Origin of the sequence: Streptomyces sp. NBC_00236 (assembly GCF_036195045.1) — a bacterium.
Classification (GTDB): Bacteria; Actinomycetota; Actinomycetes; order Streptomycetales; family Streptomycetaceae; genus Streptomyces.
The window spans coordinates 5,068,819-5,085,422 of the sequence record NZ_CP108100.1 but is presented as its reverse complement, the minus strand read 5'-3'; the positions used below and the strand labels follow the sequence as shown (position 1 = coordinate 5,085,422).

General features: G+C 70.6%; 21 protein-coding genes. 6 read left to right on the top strand and 15 right to left on the bottom strand.

From position 1 onward, the window contains the following. Positions 1-12: 12 nt before the first annotated feature. The 11 genes from rpsQ to rpsJ are packed head-to-tail and all read right to left on the bottom strand — an operon-like array spanning position 13 to position 5,287. Positions 13-297, bottom strand: coding sequence for a 30S ribosomal protein S17 (gene rpsQ, locus OG446_RS22990; protein WP_073786784.1), 285 nt, complete (start codon positions 295-297; stop codon positions 13-15). Further along, positions 297-521, bottom strand: a complete 225-nt coding sequence (rpmC, locus tag OG446_RS22985) for a 50S ribosomal protein L29 (protein ID WP_024494976.1) — start codon at positions 519-521, stop codon at positions 297-299. Before rpmC ends, rpsQ begins: the two co-directional genes overlap by 1 nt. Continuing rightward, a complete protein-coding gene (rplP, locus tag OG446_RS22980) occupies positions 521-940 on the bottom strand; it encodes a 50S ribosomal protein L16 (protein ID WP_003966953.1) in 420 nt (139 codons plus the stop codon). The genes rpmC and rplP overlap by 1 nt, the downstream gene beginning before the upstream one ends. 5 nt (positions 941-945) lie before the next feature. Further along, positions 946-1,782, bottom strand: coding sequence for a 30S ribosomal protein S3 (rpsC, locus tag OG446_RS22975; RefSeq protein ID WP_328895810.1), 837 nt, complete (start codon positions 1,780-1,782; stop codon positions 946-948). Next, the gene (gene rplV, locus OG446_RS22970; RefSeq protein WP_026290933.1) at positions 1,782-2,129 is read right to left on the bottom strand and encodes a 50S ribosomal protein L22; all 348 of its coding nucleotides are present in this window, start codon (positions 2,127-2,129) and stop codon (positions 1,782-1,784) included. The genes rpsC and rplV overlap by 1 nt, the downstream gene beginning before the upstream one ends. Before the next feature lie 42 nt (positions 2,130-2,171). Then, the gene (gene rpsS / locus OG446_RS22965) at positions 2,172-2,453 is read right to left on the bottom strand and encodes a 30S ribosomal protein S19 (protein WP_023539342.1); all 282 of its coding nucleotides are present in this window, start codon (positions 2,451-2,453) and stop codon (positions 2,172-2,174) included. 12 nt (positions 2,454-2,465) lie between these two features. Then, positions 2,466-3,302: a 50S ribosomal protein L2 gene (gene rplB / locus OG446_RS22960; protein WP_024494973.1), complete on the bottom strand. Its 837-nt coding sequence runs from the start codon at positions 3,300-3,302 to the stop codon at positions 2,466-2,468. A gap of 39 nt (positions 3,303-3,341) precedes the next feature. Then, positions 3,342-3,665, bottom strand: coding sequence for a 50S ribosomal protein L23 (rplW, locus tag OG446_RS22955; RefSeq protein WP_014154589.1), 324 nt, complete (start codon positions 3,663-3,665; stop codon positions 3,342-3,344). Then, a complete protein-coding gene (gene rplD, locus OG446_RS22950; RefSeq protein ID WP_266781659.1) occupies positions 3,665-4,315 on the bottom strand; it encodes a 50S ribosomal protein L4 in 651 nt (216 codons plus the stop codon). Before rplD ends, rplW begins: the two co-directional genes overlap by 1 nt. 4 nt (positions 4,316-4,319) lie before the next feature. Beyond that, entirely contained in the window at positions 4,320-4,964 is a 645-nt protein-coding gene (rplC, locus tag OG446_RS22945; protein ID WP_136328436.1) for a 50S ribosomal protein L3, read from the bottom strand. A gap of 14 nt (positions 4,965-4,978) precedes the next feature. Then, positions 4,979-5,287 (bottom strand): 30S ribosomal protein S10, encoded by a 309-nt coding sequence (gene rpsJ / locus OG446_RS22940; protein ID WP_003948644.1) that lies wholly within the window; start codon positions 5,285-5,287, stop codon positions 4,979-4,981. A gap of 506 nt (positions 5,288-5,793) precedes the next feature. Here rpsJ and OG446_RS22935 point away from each other — a divergent pair. Next, positions 5,794-7,464, top strand: coding sequence for an RNA ligase family protein (locus OG446_RS22935; protein WP_328895809.1), 1,671 nt, complete (start codon positions 5,794-5,796; stop codon positions 7,462-7,464). Continuing rightward, positions 7,464-9,632, top strand: coding sequence for an RNA repair domain-containing protein (locus OG446_RS22930; RefSeq protein WP_328895808.1), 2,169 nt, complete (start codon positions 7,464-7,466; stop codon positions 9,630-9,632). Before OG446_RS22935 ends, OG446_RS22930 begins: the two co-directional genes overlap by 1 nt. A gap of 4 nt (positions 9,633-9,636) precedes the next feature. Here OG446_RS22930 and OG446_RS22925 read toward each other — a convergent pair whose 3' ends face one another. Both OG446_RS22925 and OG446_RS22920 read right to left on the bottom strand, forming a co-directional pair. Continuing rightward, complete coding sequence (locus OG446_RS22925) at positions 9,637-9,846, bottom strand: DUF397 domain-containing protein (protein WP_328895807.1); 210 nt, start codon at positions 9,844-9,846, stop codon at positions 9,637-9,639. Continuing rightward, positions 9,843-10,721 carry a helix-turn-helix domain-containing protein gene (locus tag OG446_RS22920; RefSeq protein WP_328895806.1) on the bottom strand — a complete coding sequence of 293 codons (879 nt, stop codon included), beginning with the start codon at positions 10,719-10,721 and terminating at the stop codon, positions 9,843-9,845. Before OG446_RS22920 ends, OG446_RS22925 begins: the two co-directional genes overlap by 4 nt. A gap of 163 nt (positions 10,722-10,884) precedes the next feature. Here OG446_RS22920 and OG446_RS22915 point away from each other — a divergent pair, with 163 nt between their 5' ends. Then, the gene (locus OG446_RS22915; protein WP_328895805.1) at positions 10,885-11,310 is read left to right on the top strand and encodes an ATP-binding protein; all 426 of its coding nucleotides are present in this window, start codon (positions 10,885-10,887) and stop codon (positions 11,308-11,310) included. A 202-nt stretch (positions 11,311-11,512) separates the two neighbouring features. Here OG446_RS22915 and OG446_RS22910 read toward each other — a convergent pair whose 3' ends face one another. Then, positions 11,513-12,190: a DUF4232 domain-containing protein gene (locus tag OG446_RS22910; protein ID WP_328895804.1), complete on the bottom strand. Its 678-nt coding sequence runs from the start codon at positions 12,188-12,190 to the stop codon at positions 11,513-11,515. Positions 12,191-12,470: 280 nt separating this feature from the next. Further along, positions 12,471-13,766, bottom strand: a complete 1,296-nt coding sequence (locus OG446_RS22905; protein ID WP_328895803.1) for a GNAT family N-acetyltransferase — start codon at positions 13,764-13,766, stop codon at positions 12,471-12,473. Between the two features lie 206 nt (positions 13,767-13,972). On the opposite strand from OG446_RS22905, the gene OG446_RS22900 reads away from it, so the two are divergent. The 3 genes from OG446_RS22900 to OG446_RS22890 are packed head-to-tail and all read left to right on the top strand — an operon-like array spanning position 13,973 to position 16,557. Further along, entirely contained in the window at positions 13,973-14,476 is a 504-nt protein-coding gene (locus OG446_RS22900) for a DUF6301 family protein (protein ID WP_328895802.1), read from the top strand. Then, positions 14,473-14,916, top strand: a complete 444-nt coding sequence (locus OG446_RS22895) for a TY-Chap domain-containing protein (RefSeq protein WP_328895801.1) — start codon at positions 14,473-14,475, stop codon at positions 14,914-14,916. Before OG446_RS22900 ends, OG446_RS22895 begins: the two co-directional genes overlap by 4 nt. Before the next feature lie 21 nt (positions 14,917-14,937). Then, positions 14,938-16,557 (top strand): hypothetical protein, encoded by a 1,620-nt coding sequence (locus OG446_RS22890; RefSeq protein ID WP_328895800.1) that lies wholly within the window; start codon positions 14,938-14,940, stop codon positions 16,555-16,557. Positions 16,558-16,604 lie beyond the last annotated feature (47 nt).

The window sequence follows — 16,604 nt, the reverse complement described above, 5'->3', positions numbered from 1 at the left end:
ACCCCTCAGGAATTACTTGGCCTTCTCGAGGATCTCGACGATGCGCCACCGCTTCGTGGCGGACAGCGGCCGGGTCTCCATGAGGAGGACACGGTCGCCGACGCCGGCGGCGTTCTGCTCGTCGTGAGCCTTGAGCTTGTTCGTACGGCGGATGACCTTGCCGTACAGCGCGTGCTTGACGCGGTCCTCGACAGCGACGACGACGGTCTTGTCCATCTTGTCGCTGACGACCAGACCCTCACGGGTCTTGCGGAAACCGCGGTCGGTGTTCGTCTCAGTCACAGTCTTCTCGCTCATCAGACGCTCTCCACCGTCTCGATGCCGAGCTCGCGCTCGCGCATCAGGGTGTAGATCCGGGCGATGTCCTTACGGACGGACTTGAGCCGGCCGTGGTTCTCGAGCTGTCCGGTCGCCGCCTGGAAGCGGAGGTTGAACAGCTCTTCCTTGGCCTCGCGGAGCTTGTTGAGGAGCTCCTCGTTGCCCAGCTCGCGCAGCTCGGACGTCTTGGTACCGGCCGACATCACGACTCACCTGCCTCGCGCCGAACAATCCGGCACTTCATCGGAAGCTTGTGAGCAGCGCGGGTGAGCGCCTCACGAGCAATCTTCTCGTTCGGGTAGGACAGCTCGAACATCACCCGACCCGGCTTGACGTTCGCGATCCACCACTCGGGAGAACCCTTACCGGAACCCATGCGGGTCTCGGCAGGCTTCTTCGTCAGGGGACGGTCCGGGTAGATGTTGATCCAGACCTTGCCGCCACGCTTGATGTGACGGGTCATCGCGATACGAGCGGACTCGATCTGACGGTTCGTCACGTACGCCGGGGTCAGCGCCTGGATGCCGTACTCGCCGAACGCAACCTGCGTGCCACCCTTGGACATACCGCTGCGCTTCGGGTGGTGCTGCTTGCGGTGCTTGACCCTACGGGGGATCAGCATTTCGGTCAGGCCTCCGTTCCGGTGCTCTCAGCCGCCGGAGCAGCGGCGGTCGCCTCGGCCTTGGGGGCCTCGGCGGCCGGAGCCGACTGCTGCGGCTTGCGGCCGCGACCGCCACGCTCGCCACCACGGCCACCGCGGCCGGCCGGACGGTCAGCGCCGCCACGGGCCGGGCGGTTGCCCGCACGGGCAGCAGCGTTCTCGGCGCGGACCTCGGCGATGTTCTTGACGTCGCCCTTGTAGATCCAGACCTTCACGCCGATGCGGCCGAAGGTCGTCTTGGCCTCGAAGAAGCCGTAGTCGACGTTCGCACGGAGGGTGTGCAGGGGCACGCGGCCCTCGCGGTAGAACTCCGAGCGGGACATCTCGGCGCCGCCGAGGCGACCGCCGCACTGGATCTTGATGCCCTTGGCGCCGGCCTTCATCGAGCTCTGCATGCTCTTACGCATGGCACGACGGAAGGAGACGCGGGAGGAGAGCTGCTCGGCGACGGCCTGGGCCACCAGCTGAGCGTCCACCTCGGGGTTCTTGACCTCGAGGATGTTCAGCTGGACCTGCTTGCCGGTCAGCTTCTCCAGCTCGCCACGGATGCGGTCGGCCTCGGCGCCGCGGCGGCCGATGACGATGCCCGGGCGGGCGGTGTGGATGTCAACGCGGACGCGGTCGCGGGTGCGCTCGATCTCAACCTTCGAGATGCCGGCTCGCTCCATGCCCTTCGTCATCATGCGACGAATGGCGACGTCTTCCTTGACGTAGTCCTTGTACAGCTTGTCGGCGTACCAACGGGACTTGAAGTCCGTGGTAATGCCGAGCCGGAACCCGTGCGGGTTTACCTTCTGGCCCATTACCGGGTTCCTTCCTTGCTGCTGACGACCACGGTGATGTGGCTGGTCCGCTTACGGATCCGGTAGGCACGGCCCTGAGCACGCGGACGGAACCGCTTCAGGGTCGGGCCCTCGTCCACGTACGCCTCGCTGATGACCAGCGAAGAGGCGTCAGGGTGGTCGTAGTTGTGTGCAGCGTTGGCAATGGCGCTGTCAAGCACCTTGCCAACCGGCACGCTCGCGGCCTGCGGGGCGAAACGCAGGACCGCCTGAGCCTCCGTGGCATCCATGCCACGGATGAGGTCCACCACTCGGCGGGCCTTCATGGGCGTGACGCGGATGTACCGCGCCTGGGCCCTGGCTTCCATGGTTGTCCCTTCGGTGTGAGTCATAGTCGTTTCCACCCCGCGCTAGCGGCGCTTCGACTTCCGGTCGTCCTTGACGTGGCCGCGGAAGGTGCGAGTCGGCGAGAACTCGCCGAGCTTGTGGCCGACCATCGACTCGGTGACGAACACCGGGACGTGAATCTTGCCGTTGTGCACCGCGATGGTGTGACCCAGCATGGCCGGGATGATCATCGAGCGACGGGACCAGGTCTTGATGACGTTCTTGGTGCCTGCCTCGTTCTGTACGTCCACCTTCTTGATGAGGTGGCCGTCGACGAAGGGCCCCTTCTTGAGACTGCGCGGCATCTAAACCCGCTCCTAGCGCTTCTTGTTCGTCTTGCGGCGGCGGACGATGTACTTGCTCGATGCCTTCTTCGGCGAGCGAGTACGACCCTCCTTCTGACCCCACGGCGAGACCGGGTGACGTCCACCGGAGGTCTTGCCTTCACCACCACCGTGCGGGTGGTCAACCGGGTTCATCGCGACACCGCGGACGGACGGGCGAACGCCCTTCCAGCGCATGCGGCCGGCCTTGCCCCAGTTGATGTTCGACTGCTCGGCGTTGCCGACCTCACCGATGGTGGCGCGGCAGCGGGCGTCGACCAGGCGGATCTCACCCGACGGCATACGAAGGTGGGCCATGGTGCCCTCCTTCGCCAGCAGCTGCACGGAGGCACCCGCGGAACGGGCGAACTTCGCGCCGCCGCCGGGCCGCAGCTCGATGGCGTGGATGGTCGTACCGACCGGGATGTTGCGCAGCGCCAGGTTGTTACCGGGCTTGATGTCGGCGGCCGGGCCGTTCTCGACACGGTCGCCCTGACCCAGGCCACGCGGCGCGATGATGTAGCGCTTCTCGCCGTCCGCGTAGTGCAGGAGCGCGATGCGCGCGGTGCGGTTCGGGTCGTACTCGATGTGCGCGACCTTGGCCGGCACGCCGTCCTTGTCGTGACGACGGAAGTCGATCACGCGGTAGGCGCGCTTGTGGCCACCACCCTGGTGGCGAACGGTCACACGACCGGTGTTGTTACGGCCGCCCTTGCTGTGCAGGGGGCGGACCAGCGACTTCTCCGGCGTGGACCGCGTGATCTCGACAAAGTCGGCGACGCTGGAGCCACGACGGCCCGGGGTCGTCGGCTTGTACTTGCGGATACCCATTTCTCAGTCCTCGTCCGATTCCGGACGACTCGACCTCCGCTAGGAGGTCGGGCCGCCGAAGATGTCGATACGGTCGCCCTCAGCGAGGGTCACGATGGCGCGCTTGGTGTCAGCACGCTTGCCGAAACCGGTCTTGGTGCGCTTGCGCTTACCCTGACGGTTGATCGTGTTGACCCCGGTGACCTTGACCGAGAAGACCGCTTCCACGGCCTGCTTGATCTGGGTCTTGTTGGAGCCGGGCGCGACGATGAACGTGTACTTGTTCTCGTCGAGCAGCGCGTAGCTCTTCTCCGAAACAACCGGCTTGACGAGAACGTCACGCGGGTCGGAGTAGGTCTTGCTGGTAACGGTCGCCTCACTCATCAGGCGTCGCTCCCTTCGGTCTCAGCGGTCTGGGGGCCAGACACGAAGGACTCGAAAGCGGCCTGGGTGAAGACCACGTCGTCAGAGACGATCACGTCGTACGTGTTCAGCTGGCCCGGGTCCAGGATGTGCACCTGGGGCAGGTTGCGCGCGGACAGCCACGCGGCCTCGTCGCTGCGCTCGACGACCAGGAGCACGTTGTTGCGCTCCGAGATCTTGCCGAGCAGCGTCTTGACGGCCTTGGTGGAGATCGCGCTCTCGACCACGCCGGTGACGACGTGGATGCGGGAGTGACGCGCCCGGTCCGACAGGGCACCGCGCAGGGCGGCGGCCTTCATCTTCTTCGGGGTGCGCTGCGAGTAGTCGCGCGGCTTGGGGCCGTGCACGACGCCACCGCCGACGAACTGCGGTGCGCGGGTCGAACCCTGGCGGGCGCGGCCGGTGCCCTTCTGGCGGTAAGGCTTGCGCCCACCACCACGGACTTCGCCGCGACGCTTGGTCGAGTGCGTGCCCTGACGGGCAGCTGCCAGCTGTGCGACAACGACCTGGTGGATCAGCGGAACGCTGGTCTTCGCGTCGAAGATCTCCGCGGGGAGCTCGACGGTACCGGCCTTGTCGCCTGCCGGCGAAAGGATGTCAATGGTGCTCATTACCTCAAGCCCCCTTGGCCGCGGTACGGACCAGGACGAGGCCGCCGTTCGGACCGGGGACTGCGCCCTTGATGAGGAGCAGACCCTTCTCCGCGTCAACCGCGTGGATGGTCAGGTTCTGGGTGGTGACGCGCTCGTTACCCATCCGACCGGCCATGCGCATGCCCTTGAAGACACGCCCAGGGGTGGCACAGCCACCGATCGAACCGGGGGAACGGTGCTTGCGCTGGACGCCGTGGCCGGCGCCGAGGCCCTTGAAGTTGTGACGCTTCATGACACCGGCGAAGCCCTTGCCCTTGCTCTTGCCCGTGACGTCAACCTTGACGCCGGACTCGAACACCTGGGCGGTGATCTCCTGGCCCAGCGTGTACTCGCTGGCGTCAGGGGTGCGGAGCTCCACCAGGTGGCGGCGCGGAGTCACGTCGGCCTTGGCGAAGTGACCCTTGAGGGGCTTGTTCACCTTGCGCGGGTCAATCTCGCCGAAGGCGATCTGGACCGACTCGTAGCCGTCGCTGTCGTTCGTACGCACCTGCGTCACGACGCACGGACCGGCCTTGACGACGGTCACCGGGACAACCCGGTTGTTCTCGTCCCAGACCTGGGTCATACCGAGCTTCTCGCCCAGGACGCCCTTGATGTTCTTGCTCATCTCGGCCCGTCCCCTCAGAGCTTGATCTCGATGTCGACGCCAGCCGGCAGGTCGAGGCGCATCAGCGAGTCAACCGTCTTCGGCGTGGGGTCGAGAATGTCGATGAGGCGCTTGTGCGTGCGCATCTCGAAGTGCTCGCGAGAGTCCTTGTACTTGTGCGGCGACTTGATGACGCAGTACACGTTCTTCTCAGTGGGCAGCGGCACCGGGCCCGCGACCGACGCACCAGTGCGGGTCACCGTCTCGACGATCTTCTTCGCCGAGGAGTCGATGACCTCGTGGTCGTAGGCCTTGAGCCGGATGCGGATCTTCTGTCCCGCCATGGCTACTAGTAGTCCTGTCTCTCGTAACGCTCTGGAACCCGAGGTTCTGGTAACTCCGCCTCCGACCCACGCGGTCGGGCGTGTCGCATCCCCTCTACGAAAATCTCCCGAAGAAGATCCCAACCAAGGGGGTGCGGGCCTGAGACCGCGCTGCCGGGGGAGGAACCCCACCGGGCGCCTGGCCGGTGCCACACATACGCTTCCCGAAAGATTCCCGTACGTCCGGCCCTTACAGGGCCGACGAGTACTGTGGGACTCGCTTCCGGTCCTCCCGGCGGGAGGCGCGCAGCATTGACACTCAACCGAGCAACCTGGTCAGTGTGCCATACGGGGCATGAGCCTGGCCAATCGGGCCGAGGATCTTACCCCCCGCGCCGCCGTGGTCAAACGCGGGCACGAGCGGTGGGGCCCGGCCCGTCCGCCCCGCCCCGATATTGGGTCGAGCGCCACACGCCCCCGCCCCTAGTGTGACCGGCCGGGACGGCGACTCACCGGGGGCACAGAACATGCGTACGCACTATCCGAGGACCCCGCATCTGCCCTGGTCACCCGGGGCCACCTCGGACGACGTGCGCCTGGCCGACCTCGCCGGGCTGACCGGCTCCGAGGTCGTGGTCACCGAGAAGCTGGACGGCGAGAACACCACGCTGTATGCCGACGGGCTGCACGCCCGCTCCCTCGACTCGGCGCACCACCCCTCCCGCGGCTGGGTCAAGGCGCTCCAGGGCCGCATCGGCCCGCGCATCCCGACGGGGTGGCGGATCTGCGGCGAGAACATGTTCGCCCGCCACTCGATCCCGTACGAGGACCTCGCGAGCCACTTCTACGGCTTCTCCGTCTGGGACGGGGACCGCTGCCTGGACTGGGACCTGAGCGTGGACTTCCTGCGGGACCTGGGCATTCCGACACCCCCGGTGCTGTGGCGCGGTGTGTTCGACGCCCGGGCCGAGAGGGCGCTGCGCGCGATCGGGCCGGACACGCTGCGCCAGGAGGGTTACGTCGTCCGCCCTGCCGAGAGCTTCCCGGCCGCGGCGTTCGGGCGGCGCGTCGCGAAGTGGGTGCGGCCGGGCCACGTGACGACGGACACGCACTGGATGCACGCGGAGGTGGTGGAGAACGGACTGGGCCCGGCCGCCGCCCTGTGGGCCGTGCGCTCGGGCGCCCCGGTGGACCCGGCGGCGCTCGCCGTCGCTGCGGGAACCGGTCCCGGCGACGCGGCCGCGGCTCTCGCGACGGCCGACGCCCTGGACGCACGGGGCCGCACCGGCGACGACCGGCTGGCCGGAGTACTCGCCGCCCTGCTGCACCGCACCCGCCGGACCGCACTCGCACCGGCGCTCGCCGGACCGCTCGGGATGCCGCTCGCCCGCCGGACCGCGGACCTGGTCGGTCTGTACCCCGCACTGCACCGCCCCTATCCGGACGACGAGCGCCACGCGGGCCTGGCCCGGATGGCGCTCGCCGCCGACCTGCCGGTCCTGCACGCACTGGCGGGCGTACTGGCCGAGACGCCCGAGGCCCGCGAGCAGGTGGAGTGGTCGGCGCTGCACGCGGCGGACGTGGCGGAACCGGCCGGGCTGCGGGAGTCCTTCGCGGACCTGGAGCCGGAGGCCGCCGCCCGCTGCCTGGCGCAGGCCCGCGAGGCGTACGCGCTGGGGCGCATCGGCACCGCCGAGGAAGCGGTCGCCGCGACCTGGCGGTGGCGGTCCGGTGACTTCCCCTCCCTCATCCATCTCGTCGGCCCGTCCGGCAGCGGCAAGAGCACCTTCGGCCGCGGGCTGCCGGGCATCGCCACGTACCTCTCCCTCGACGACCTGCGCGAGTCCCGCGGCTCCCGCGCCGACCAGAGCGCCAACGCGGATGTGTTGCGCGAGGGGCTGGACCGCCTCGACGCCGCGCTCGTCCCCGGCGCCACCGTGGTCTGGGACGCCACGTCGCTCAATCCGCACCAGCGCTCCCTGGTCCACGCGGTCGCCCACCGCAGGGACGCCCTGATCACCCACGCCGTGGCATGGATCGGCGCGGACGAGCTGACCGCGCGCAACGCCCGGCGCAGCCACCCCGTACCCCCGGAGGTCCTTGCCTCTCAGCTGCGCCGCTTCGTACCCCCGTATCCCGGCCAGGCCCACCGCACCTGGTACATCGGCACGAGCGGAACCGTGGAGGACCGGACCTGATGCGTACGAGCGAGGAGATCTACCACCGGGTCCGCTGGGACGCCCGCTTCGACCCGGCGCGCTTCGTCCTGGGCGTCGCCCAGCGCGGCCGCGACCCCAAGCGGGTGCCACTGGAGCGGTTCACCCCCGGCGGCGACATCCCCTGGCACCGGGTGCTGTTCTTCGAGGCGGACGGCGAGGTGGTGTGGGACCGGTCCTCGGGCACGGACCGGATCGACGCGTCGGAGGCGGGCCGGGTGCGCAGCCCGCGCCGGCTCCCCTCCCCCTTCTTCACCTCCCGCGTCCCGCACGCCTTCTCCCCTGCTACGGGCGCCTGGGAGCCGTCGCCCGCCCGGCCGCCCGGCCCGTCCGGTCCGCTGACGGTCCTCACCTGGAACACCCTCTGGGACCGCTACGACAGCGACCGCATCGACACAGCCCGACGCCGTCCCCTCCTCCTCGACGCCCTGCGCGCGGCGGACTCGGACGTCATCGCGCTCCAGGAGGTGGAGCCGGCGCTGCTGGAGCTGCTGCTGGCCTGCGACTGGGTACGGGACGGATACGTCCTCGCCACCGACCCGGCAGGGCACGACGTACCGGACTGCGGGCTGCTGCTGCTCAGCCGGCTGCCCGTGAGCGAGGCGGCTCTGCACACCCTCGGCCCGCACAAGGCGGTGGCCGCCGCCGTCATCGACACGGCCGAGGGGCCCGTCACGGTGTCCGTCACCCACCTCAGCAGCGACCACTCCCCCGAGGGGGCCGGTCGCCGGGACGCCGAACTCACCGACCTGGCAACGGGGTTGGCGGCCATCGAGGGCGAGCTGCTCCTCGTCGGCGACTTCAACGACGGCGGCGACCACCCACAGGCCCGCCTGGCGATGACGGACGCCTGGACCGAAGTCCACGGCTCCGCCGACACCACCCCCACCTTCGACCCGTCCGCGAACCCGCTCGCCGCCGTCTCCTCCCTGTCGGGCCGCGTCTCCCGGCTGGACAGGGTGCTGCTGCGTACGGAGCGGCTGTGCGCCCGGTCCGCCGTCCTGACCGGCGACGCCCCCGGCCCCGAGGGGCTGTACGTCTCCGATCACTACGGGGTACGGGTGGAGCTGGGCCCGCCCCTTGCGGTAGCTGAAGGGGTTACGGAACGGGTCGCCGCGGCCCTCCCCGGCGCCCGCGTCCACGTCGTCGGCTCCCGGCGCATGGGCTGCGCGCTGCCCGGCGCGGACCTGGACCTGGTCGCCGCGCTGCCCGGTACCCCGGAGCCGGCGGGGGTGCGCTCGCGTGTGATGGCCGCCTTCCCGGAGGCCCGGGACGTGCGGGAGGTGTCCGGTGCCCGGGTGCCCGGCCTGCGCTGGCGGCTCGACGGCCTCCGGGTGGACCTGGTCACCGTGGCGACCGGGACCCTCTCCCCCGCCGAGGCGGCCGCCCGCCGCTCCGAGCTGGGCGATGCGGCGGCGGTCGCACTGAGCGCGGTGACCGACGCCGAAGCGGTGCTCGCGGCGGCGGAACCGCACCGGGGCGCCTTCGCCTCTCTCGCCCTGGACGTCAAGGCGTGGGCGGGCGCGAGGGGCCTCGACTCCGCGCCCTGCGGCGGGCTGCCGGGCCTGGCCTGGACCGTCCTTGCCGCCCGCACCGCCCGCGAGGCGGGCGACCTGCCGCCGCTCGCGCTGCTCCGGCACTTCTTCGCGACGTGGGCGGCGTGGGACTGGGACGAGGCGGTGGGGGCGGCTGCGGCGACAGCAGACCCGGTCACGGTGCTGACGCCGACCGCTCCGGTGCGGTCCTGCACCACGCAGGTCTCCGCTGCCGGCCGCGATCTCCTGGCCGCCGAGCTGTACCGGGCGTGGGAGATCCTGGAGGCGGCGGAGGACGGCACCGACCCGCGCGCGCTGCTGCGCACGCCGCCGCGCCTGTCCGACCTGCACCCGTCCTGGGCCCTCGCCTCCGTGCCCACGGACGGCCCGGACGAGGGGCGGCTACGCGGCAGGCTCCTCGCCCTGGCCGCCGCCCTCACCGACGCGGGCGCCGCCGACTGCCGCGTCTGGCCGCGCCCGCTCACGGCCGGCGGCCGCACGGGGTACGCGATCGGGCTCGGCGCGACCCCGCCACCGGCTCACCGGCTGGCGGAGATCGGGGCGGAGGTGTTGCGGGGGATCCGGGACGCTTCATTGGCCCCGGTACGTATATAGGGGGTCAGTGATGGGCGGCGTACGGGACGAAGCCCGCCCATGCGGTCTCACCGAAGGTGAGCCGGGCGCCCTGCGCGTTCTTGGAGTCGCGTACAAGCACGGCGTCGGGGGCCACGGCGATCTCGACGCAATCGCCTTCGTTGCCGTTGCTGCTGTAGCTGCTCTTGAACCAGGCCATCTCGGAACCGCCCGGCGCGGAGGTCCTACGGATCATGTCTCTCCCAGCACTTGCTCGATGAAGGCCAGCGACTCCCGTGGCGCGAGTGCCTCGGCCCGGATGACGCCATACCGCAGTTCGAGGATACGGAGTTGCTTCGCGTCGGTCACCCGGCGTCCATTGAACGCCCCGTGCGAACGTCCCACCGCTGTACCGTCCTTGAACTTCAGAACGTCGATGTCACCGTCCATCCCAGGATGCGCCTCTCGATGCGTAGGCATCACCTGGAGGGTCACATTGCGCAACTTGCCGATTTCCAGAAGCCGTTCGAGCTGTCGCCGCCACTCCGCCGCGCCCCCGATGGGGCGCCTGAGTGCCGACTCCTCCTGGACGAAACTGAGAGCCGGGCCAGGCGACCGCTCGTAGATCGACTGCCGGCCCATGCGCGCGGCGACCATGCGTTCCACCTCGTCCTCCGAGTACGGAGGCTGCCGGGCCTCGAACAAGGCACGCGCGTGGCCAGGAGTCTGCAAGAGACCATGGAGACCGTGCGCCACATAGGCCGCGAGCTCAACCGCCTTGGCCTCCACGCCCGCCAGGTCCCGCACCTTCTTCGGGTACCGAACCGCCGCCACATCGCGCTTCATCATGGCGATCTTGCCGCCCGCGCCCAGTACCTCGTCCGACCGGTCCAGGAACTCCGGCCGGGGAATCCGCCGCCCGCCCTCGACCTTGCGGACCAGGTCCTCCCCGTACCCGATCGCGGCGCCGAACTCGCAGGCCCGCATCCCGGCGGCCTCCCGCCAGGCCCTGATCTGGCGTCCCACGGCGGCGACCACCGCGACGCCCGACTCGTCATCCGGATCGACGTCCCAGCCGGGCTCGTCCGCCCCGCCGCCGCCCTGCTCCGTACCGACCCCGTCCACACTCATCCGTGCCCCACTTCCGACGCGCGTGCCGTTCCCGCTCAACCGCCTCTGTTCCCCGCACGTCACTCCGGACAGCCGGGACAACGCTGGACAAGCCCGGGACAATCGCCGTACGCAGGGGCTGTGTCCCTGGGCACGGTACGCAGACCCGGCCACGCTGAGTGATGTGAACCAACAAACCGCCACCCCTCAACTCCCCGCCACCGAACGCACGTTCACCGTGCTGCTCTCCCCCACCCGCCGAGGCGCCCGGCTCGCCCGCCTCCTCGCCGTGGCCCATCTCGACCTCTGGGGACTGCCCTCCGAGTCGGCCGCGCACATCGTCGCGGAGCTCGCCACCAACGCCACGGTCCACGGACGGGTGACGGGCCGGGACTTCCAACTGCACCTCGCCGTCCACACGGACAGCCGACTGCGCATCGAGGTCACCGACACCCGGGGCGACCGCCTGCCCGCGCCTTCGGCCCCCGGCCCGCTCGCGGAGGGCGGGCGCGGCCTGCTCGTCGTCGAGGCCCTCGCCGACCGCTGGGGCGTCACTCCGGGCCCGGTCCCGCGCAAGACGGTGTGGGCGGAACTCGACCTCGTACCGTGACCGACCCGATCGCCGAAGCGCCTGTCTCCCCACCTGAAGGGCTGCAACACCTCCTGGCGAAGGGCCGCGGGGAGGCCGACGAGATACGTGGCGACCCGCACGACCCGCAGGGAACAAGCCAGGGGCCGGACCGTCACATGAGCGGACGGACAACCCCCTCGTGCCGGACCCCGCGAGCCCGGCATGACCCGAACGAAAGGCCCTAGCCCACCGGGCTGACCTGCATCTTCCCGGCGTCCTCGCTGCCGTCGGTGACGGCGAGTGTGCCCGCCGGCCACGTCAGGGTGAAGGGCTCGACCTCGTTCGGGGGCGTCACCACCATGTCGGTCAGCCGCACACCGGTACCGCCGGTGTTGTTGACCGGGAACGTGATGCGGAAGGCGGCGGTCCCGCCCTCCTTGAGGATCTGCGGCACGGCCTGCTCGCCGTTGCGGTCCACGGAGACGGTGTCGCCCAGGGACGTCTTCAGATCGACACCCGGGAAGCCGCTGATGCGGCAGTCGCTGCCGCCGACGTTCTTGAAGGTGACGGTGACGACGCCGTCCGTCTCGTCCGTGGTGTCGTCGGCAGCGGTGGCGTCGAGCACGCCGGAGCGGCACATGTCGACCTTGCCGTCGCTGGTGTCACCGGTGCCGGTGCCGTCGCCCTGATCGCTTCCGCCGGTGCCGGCGCCGTCGCCCTGGTTGCTCCCGCCGGTGTCGGTGCTCTGGTCCGCCCCGCCGGTACCGCCCGCCTGGCCCGCCGACGCGGTGGGGCCGGCCTGCGTGCTGCCCGCCGCGTTGTCGTCGCCGTTGCAGGCGGTGAGGGCGAGGGCGAGGACGGCGGTGAGTGCTGCGCCGATGGTGGCGGTGCGCTTGCGGGAGCGGATCGTCGTACACATGTGAATTCCCCGAATGTGTGGCGGTCGAGTAAGGAGTGCAGTCGCGGCCCGGAACGCGCGGCGAGCCGCTACCCCGCTTGACCTGCTGACACGTGAAGCATCCCGCCCACCGCTCATGTTTGGCTAACGTCTCGCATACGTCCTGCGGCCGTCCCTCGACACGGCGGCACCCGCCGTCCGACTCCGGTCACGACGCCCCGCAAAGACCTGGCACTCGCCACCACCACCGCCACCACCGCCGAGGAAGTCTTCGCAGAAGACCACTGAGCCGGCCAGACCGTCAGAAGCCGAACGAGTTGTGCGGTTCGGGGTCGGCCCGGAACATCCGGGCAAGCTGTCCGACCGCACCGTCGGCGTGCTGCCTGATGTGGCCCGCGTACGCGAGGTCGTGTGCCGACCTGCCGCCGAGGTACAGCGCGCTGAGCGCCGAGAGCGTGAGGGTCAGGTCCGCCGGCGCGTCGGTCGGCACGCACGTCACCGCGGCATCGTCCGCTCGCAGTTGCCATGTCCCGTTGTTCCCCGGACACATCCGGTCGTCGTCGATGGCGAACCTCAGCGTGCCGGGCGTCAGGTACGCGCGCTGCGTCAGGGCGCGGGGGACGTCGAGGAGGCGCGCCCAGAGGTTGTCCGACTGGCGGGTGACGCGCATCGCCCGCGGGTTCGTCAGCATCCATCGCAGGGGTTCGTCGCGCGGACGGGCGGGCGCCACGACGGTCCTGGTGAGGTCGAAGTCGATGAGCAGCCCCCACAGGGCGCGGTAGGCCACCGGGTTCATCGCCTCCAGGGCTTCGACCACGAGTGTTCCCGCCCGGTCGGCGGTCGGGGACCACGGCAGCCGGAAGTGCGCGATACCGTCCACATCGCCGTGCCGGTCGCGGTGGGCGAGGAAGCGCAGCGGCCCGTTCGTACCGTCCGCCTTGTCGGACAGCCCGTCCCATCGCCCGGGGAGTGAACTGAGTTCCCCGACGCGGTGTGCGCGCACGGAGGCGTGCACCCGGGGCCAGGCCTTCTTCGCGTCCTCGGCGCCTGTCAGCTCCAGCGATCCGGGGTCCGGTTCTGCCGGAAGGAGGGCCGCTTCGTGACGTGCCAGCTCCCAGCGGGTGCGGTAGGTCGCGGGCGAGAACCCGAACCGTCCGTAGATGCCGCCCTCGCTCGCGCTGAGCATCGCCAACGGCTCGCCCCGCTCCAGAGCCGCGTCGAACATGGCCTGCATCATCTGCCGCAGGCAGCCACGGCGGCGGTGCGTCGCGATCACTCCGGTGGAGGTGACGCCGGCCATCCTGACCGTCCGCCCGCCGGGGACCGTCACCTCGAAGGAGATGGTGCCCGAAGCCCCGACACACCTGCCGTCGGCGAACGCCGCGATGGGGTGGAAGGACTCGTCCGCGGTGTCGGCTGCGGCCAGCTCTTCGAGCTGGCCGGCGTCGGCGGGCGTGTGTTGTGGGGGCCAGGGCTCGGGGCCGCCGTGCCACGCGGCGTCCGCGGGCTCCCAGCTCGGCATGCCGTTCGCGAACGGCAAGGTCCGGTAGTACGCGGCCATCTCGTCGCGTCGCGGCGGGCGGACTTCAGTCAGCATGCCGGACATTGCACCGCTCGTCCGCGCAGGCGGGCAACCGCATATCCGTGGGCCACGTCCATGTGGGTGTCAGTGGCCCGTGCGAGGGAGCCCCTCATGGACGCTTCGGGCGTGGTCGAGGAATGGTGGGACCGGATCCAGGCGCGCGACCCGTCGGGCGCCGCCGGCCTGGTCGCGGAGGACATCGTGGTGGGGTGGCGGGGCGTATGACGCATTGGCGGGCGTTGAGTGATACCGAGGTTGTCGAACTTGCGGCACGGTTGCGGTCGTTGGACTGCACGTGGGAGCTGGGGGCCACGCCGAGTTCCAGGCGATCCGCAGAGTTCACGCGTCGGGCGCTGATGATCCGGCCGCGTTGGGACCTCCTCGACACCGGGTTCAAGCGGCCCGGCCGTGGCTCGTCCCGCAGCAGACGAGCGCAGGACGAGGGGATGGTCGAGCGCGTGCGGCTGCGCCTGACCGACTACGCGGCCGATTGGCCCCAGTCCCAGGACGCGTTCGCGAGGATGGCCGCCGCGCTGCACACGTCGTTGGGCACGCCGACGGACCGCAGGCCGGGCGCCCCTGCCTCGGTTCACTGGGCAGCCGGTGCCGACACCACGCTGCTCCTCGAACACACGGGAGACTCGGTGTACTTGGAACTGGTGACCAACAAGCGGCTGTCTCTCGACGAGGAACTTCTGCGGATGGACGAGGAAGGGCTGCTGTGACGGGCTGGGACGGATTCGGGGAAAGGCTCGCCGAGCAGCTGACCTTGCTGGGCGCCGGATCGGTGCTGATCATCCGCGAGGGCGGGGGCACGGGCCGGTATGCGCAGTTCCTGCAGAGCGACGAGGAGCTGGGGGCCGAATTGGTCGGTGATCACGGTCTCGACCCGGCGCTGCGCGCGGGAGAGGCAGGGTCCCGGCTGATCGTCGAGGCGGGCTGGCAACCGCCCGAGGACACCGTCTACGGCCACAACTGGTCGGCCGGGCTGCCCTGGCCGTCGCCGTCGGGTGCGTACCGCAAGCTGGCGGGGATGACGGTGACCGGCCTGCGCGACGGCCTGCGGATCACCGGCCCGGAGGCCCTGGTGTACGAGGCGTGGGACGGGCGCAGAGGCAATCGCGACCTCGTCCTGCCCCTGCTGGGCCTCGACCCGAAAAGCTGACGAGGGGCGGCGGGCGGCGGGATGTCGACACAGGACGCGCGCGCACAGCGGCTGGCGCGGCTCGCCACACAGGCCGACTGGTCGAAGGTGACGGAACTCCATGCCTGCGAGCAGTACGGTCCCGAGGAGCCGTCGGGGCTCTGGGCGACCGACCGCGTCACGGCCGACAACACCTGTTTGAATCTGCGCTTCGCCGCCATCGGCGACGGCGGCACGGTGAGCGGGGCGGCCGCCGAGGTACTGCCGTTCCTCGTCGAGGCGGCCCGGGATCCGGACGTGACAGTGCGCTTCGAGGTCCTGCAGACGATCGCCGACATCGCCGCCACGGGCAACACCGCCCCGACGGCGAAGGTCGACCGGATCCTCGAAGGCAGCTGTCGGCCCACCGTCGACGCGACGTGGCCGGCCGCCTGGGAGCGGGCTGCCGAGGAGCTGCTGCCGCTGCTCGACGACGGCGACTACGTCGTCCGGGGCAGCGCGGTCCTTGCACTCGCGCAGTCCGCCGCCCACGCGGACTCCCTGATCGCCGACTTCCGGGCGCGCTTCGACGCCGAGCCGGAACTCTGGCCGGCCGGATGCCTCGTGCGGGGCGTCGGTGAGCTCGCCCGCCACGCCACCCGGCGACGCGAAGAGGCTCTCGCATGGCTGCGGCACCGCATGACCGTCGAGGGTAAGGGCGAGGAACCCGACATGGACCAGGACATCGACGCCTGGATCGCATGGGACGAGGAGATCCGTCACGATGTCCGGCTCCAGGCCGTGGAGGCCCTGTGCCGCGCCCTGCCCGGGCACGCCGATCCCCTCTACGCCGCCGTCACCACCGCCGCGCTGCTCGCCTCCTCGGGCACGACGATCCACCTGCCGTGGCAGTGCGTCTCCCCGCAGGCCGACGTCATCGCCGAAGCCGACCGGCGGCTCGGAGCCGACCTGCCCGGACGGCTCGCCCTCGCACACGCGCTGTTGCGTCACGACGGTTACGAAAAGCGCGCGGGTGGCCTCAGAGTCGCCGCGAGCCTGATGTCGCGGTGGCGCTCCGCCGTACCCGCGCTCCTGCCCACCGTGGCCGGGCTCGTGGGCGATGCGCATGCGGAGAACCGTGTCTTCGCTCTGCGGGTCCTCGCCATGTGCGGAGCCGCCGCACGCCCTTGGGCCGACCTCGTCGCCACGTATCTCACTCCGTCCGGCGAACCCGGCGAACCCGACGCACTCACGTGGGAGCACGCCCTCTGGGCGCTGAGCCGGATGACTGACGACCGCTGCGTGCCGGGCCTCACCGAACTGCTCACCACCCGTGGCGGTTTCACCCACCGCCCGATGGGTTCGGCCGGCCGTTGGTGGAACCGCAGCGACCTCGACCTCGCCGAGGCGCTCGCCCCCTTCGCCGCGCACGGCGACGTACTCCTCGCCCCACAGCCCAAGGAGCCGGCGGAGGGGGAACGGATCGCACACGACTACCGCGCCGACGCGATGGCCACCGCCCGGAGCCTGTGCCGGCTCCCCTCGGACCTCCGGCAGGCCGCCCCGGTCCTGCACGCCCTCCTCGACGCCGACGAACGCCCCGTACGCCACGACGACTGGCGTTCCGTCCGCGACGACGAGGCCCTGTGTGCGGCGGCCCGTACGGTTCTGGACGCCGGCTGATCCCCGCGTCAGGCCCCTGCTCCTTCCCCTGCCCTTGGGGCGCCCCG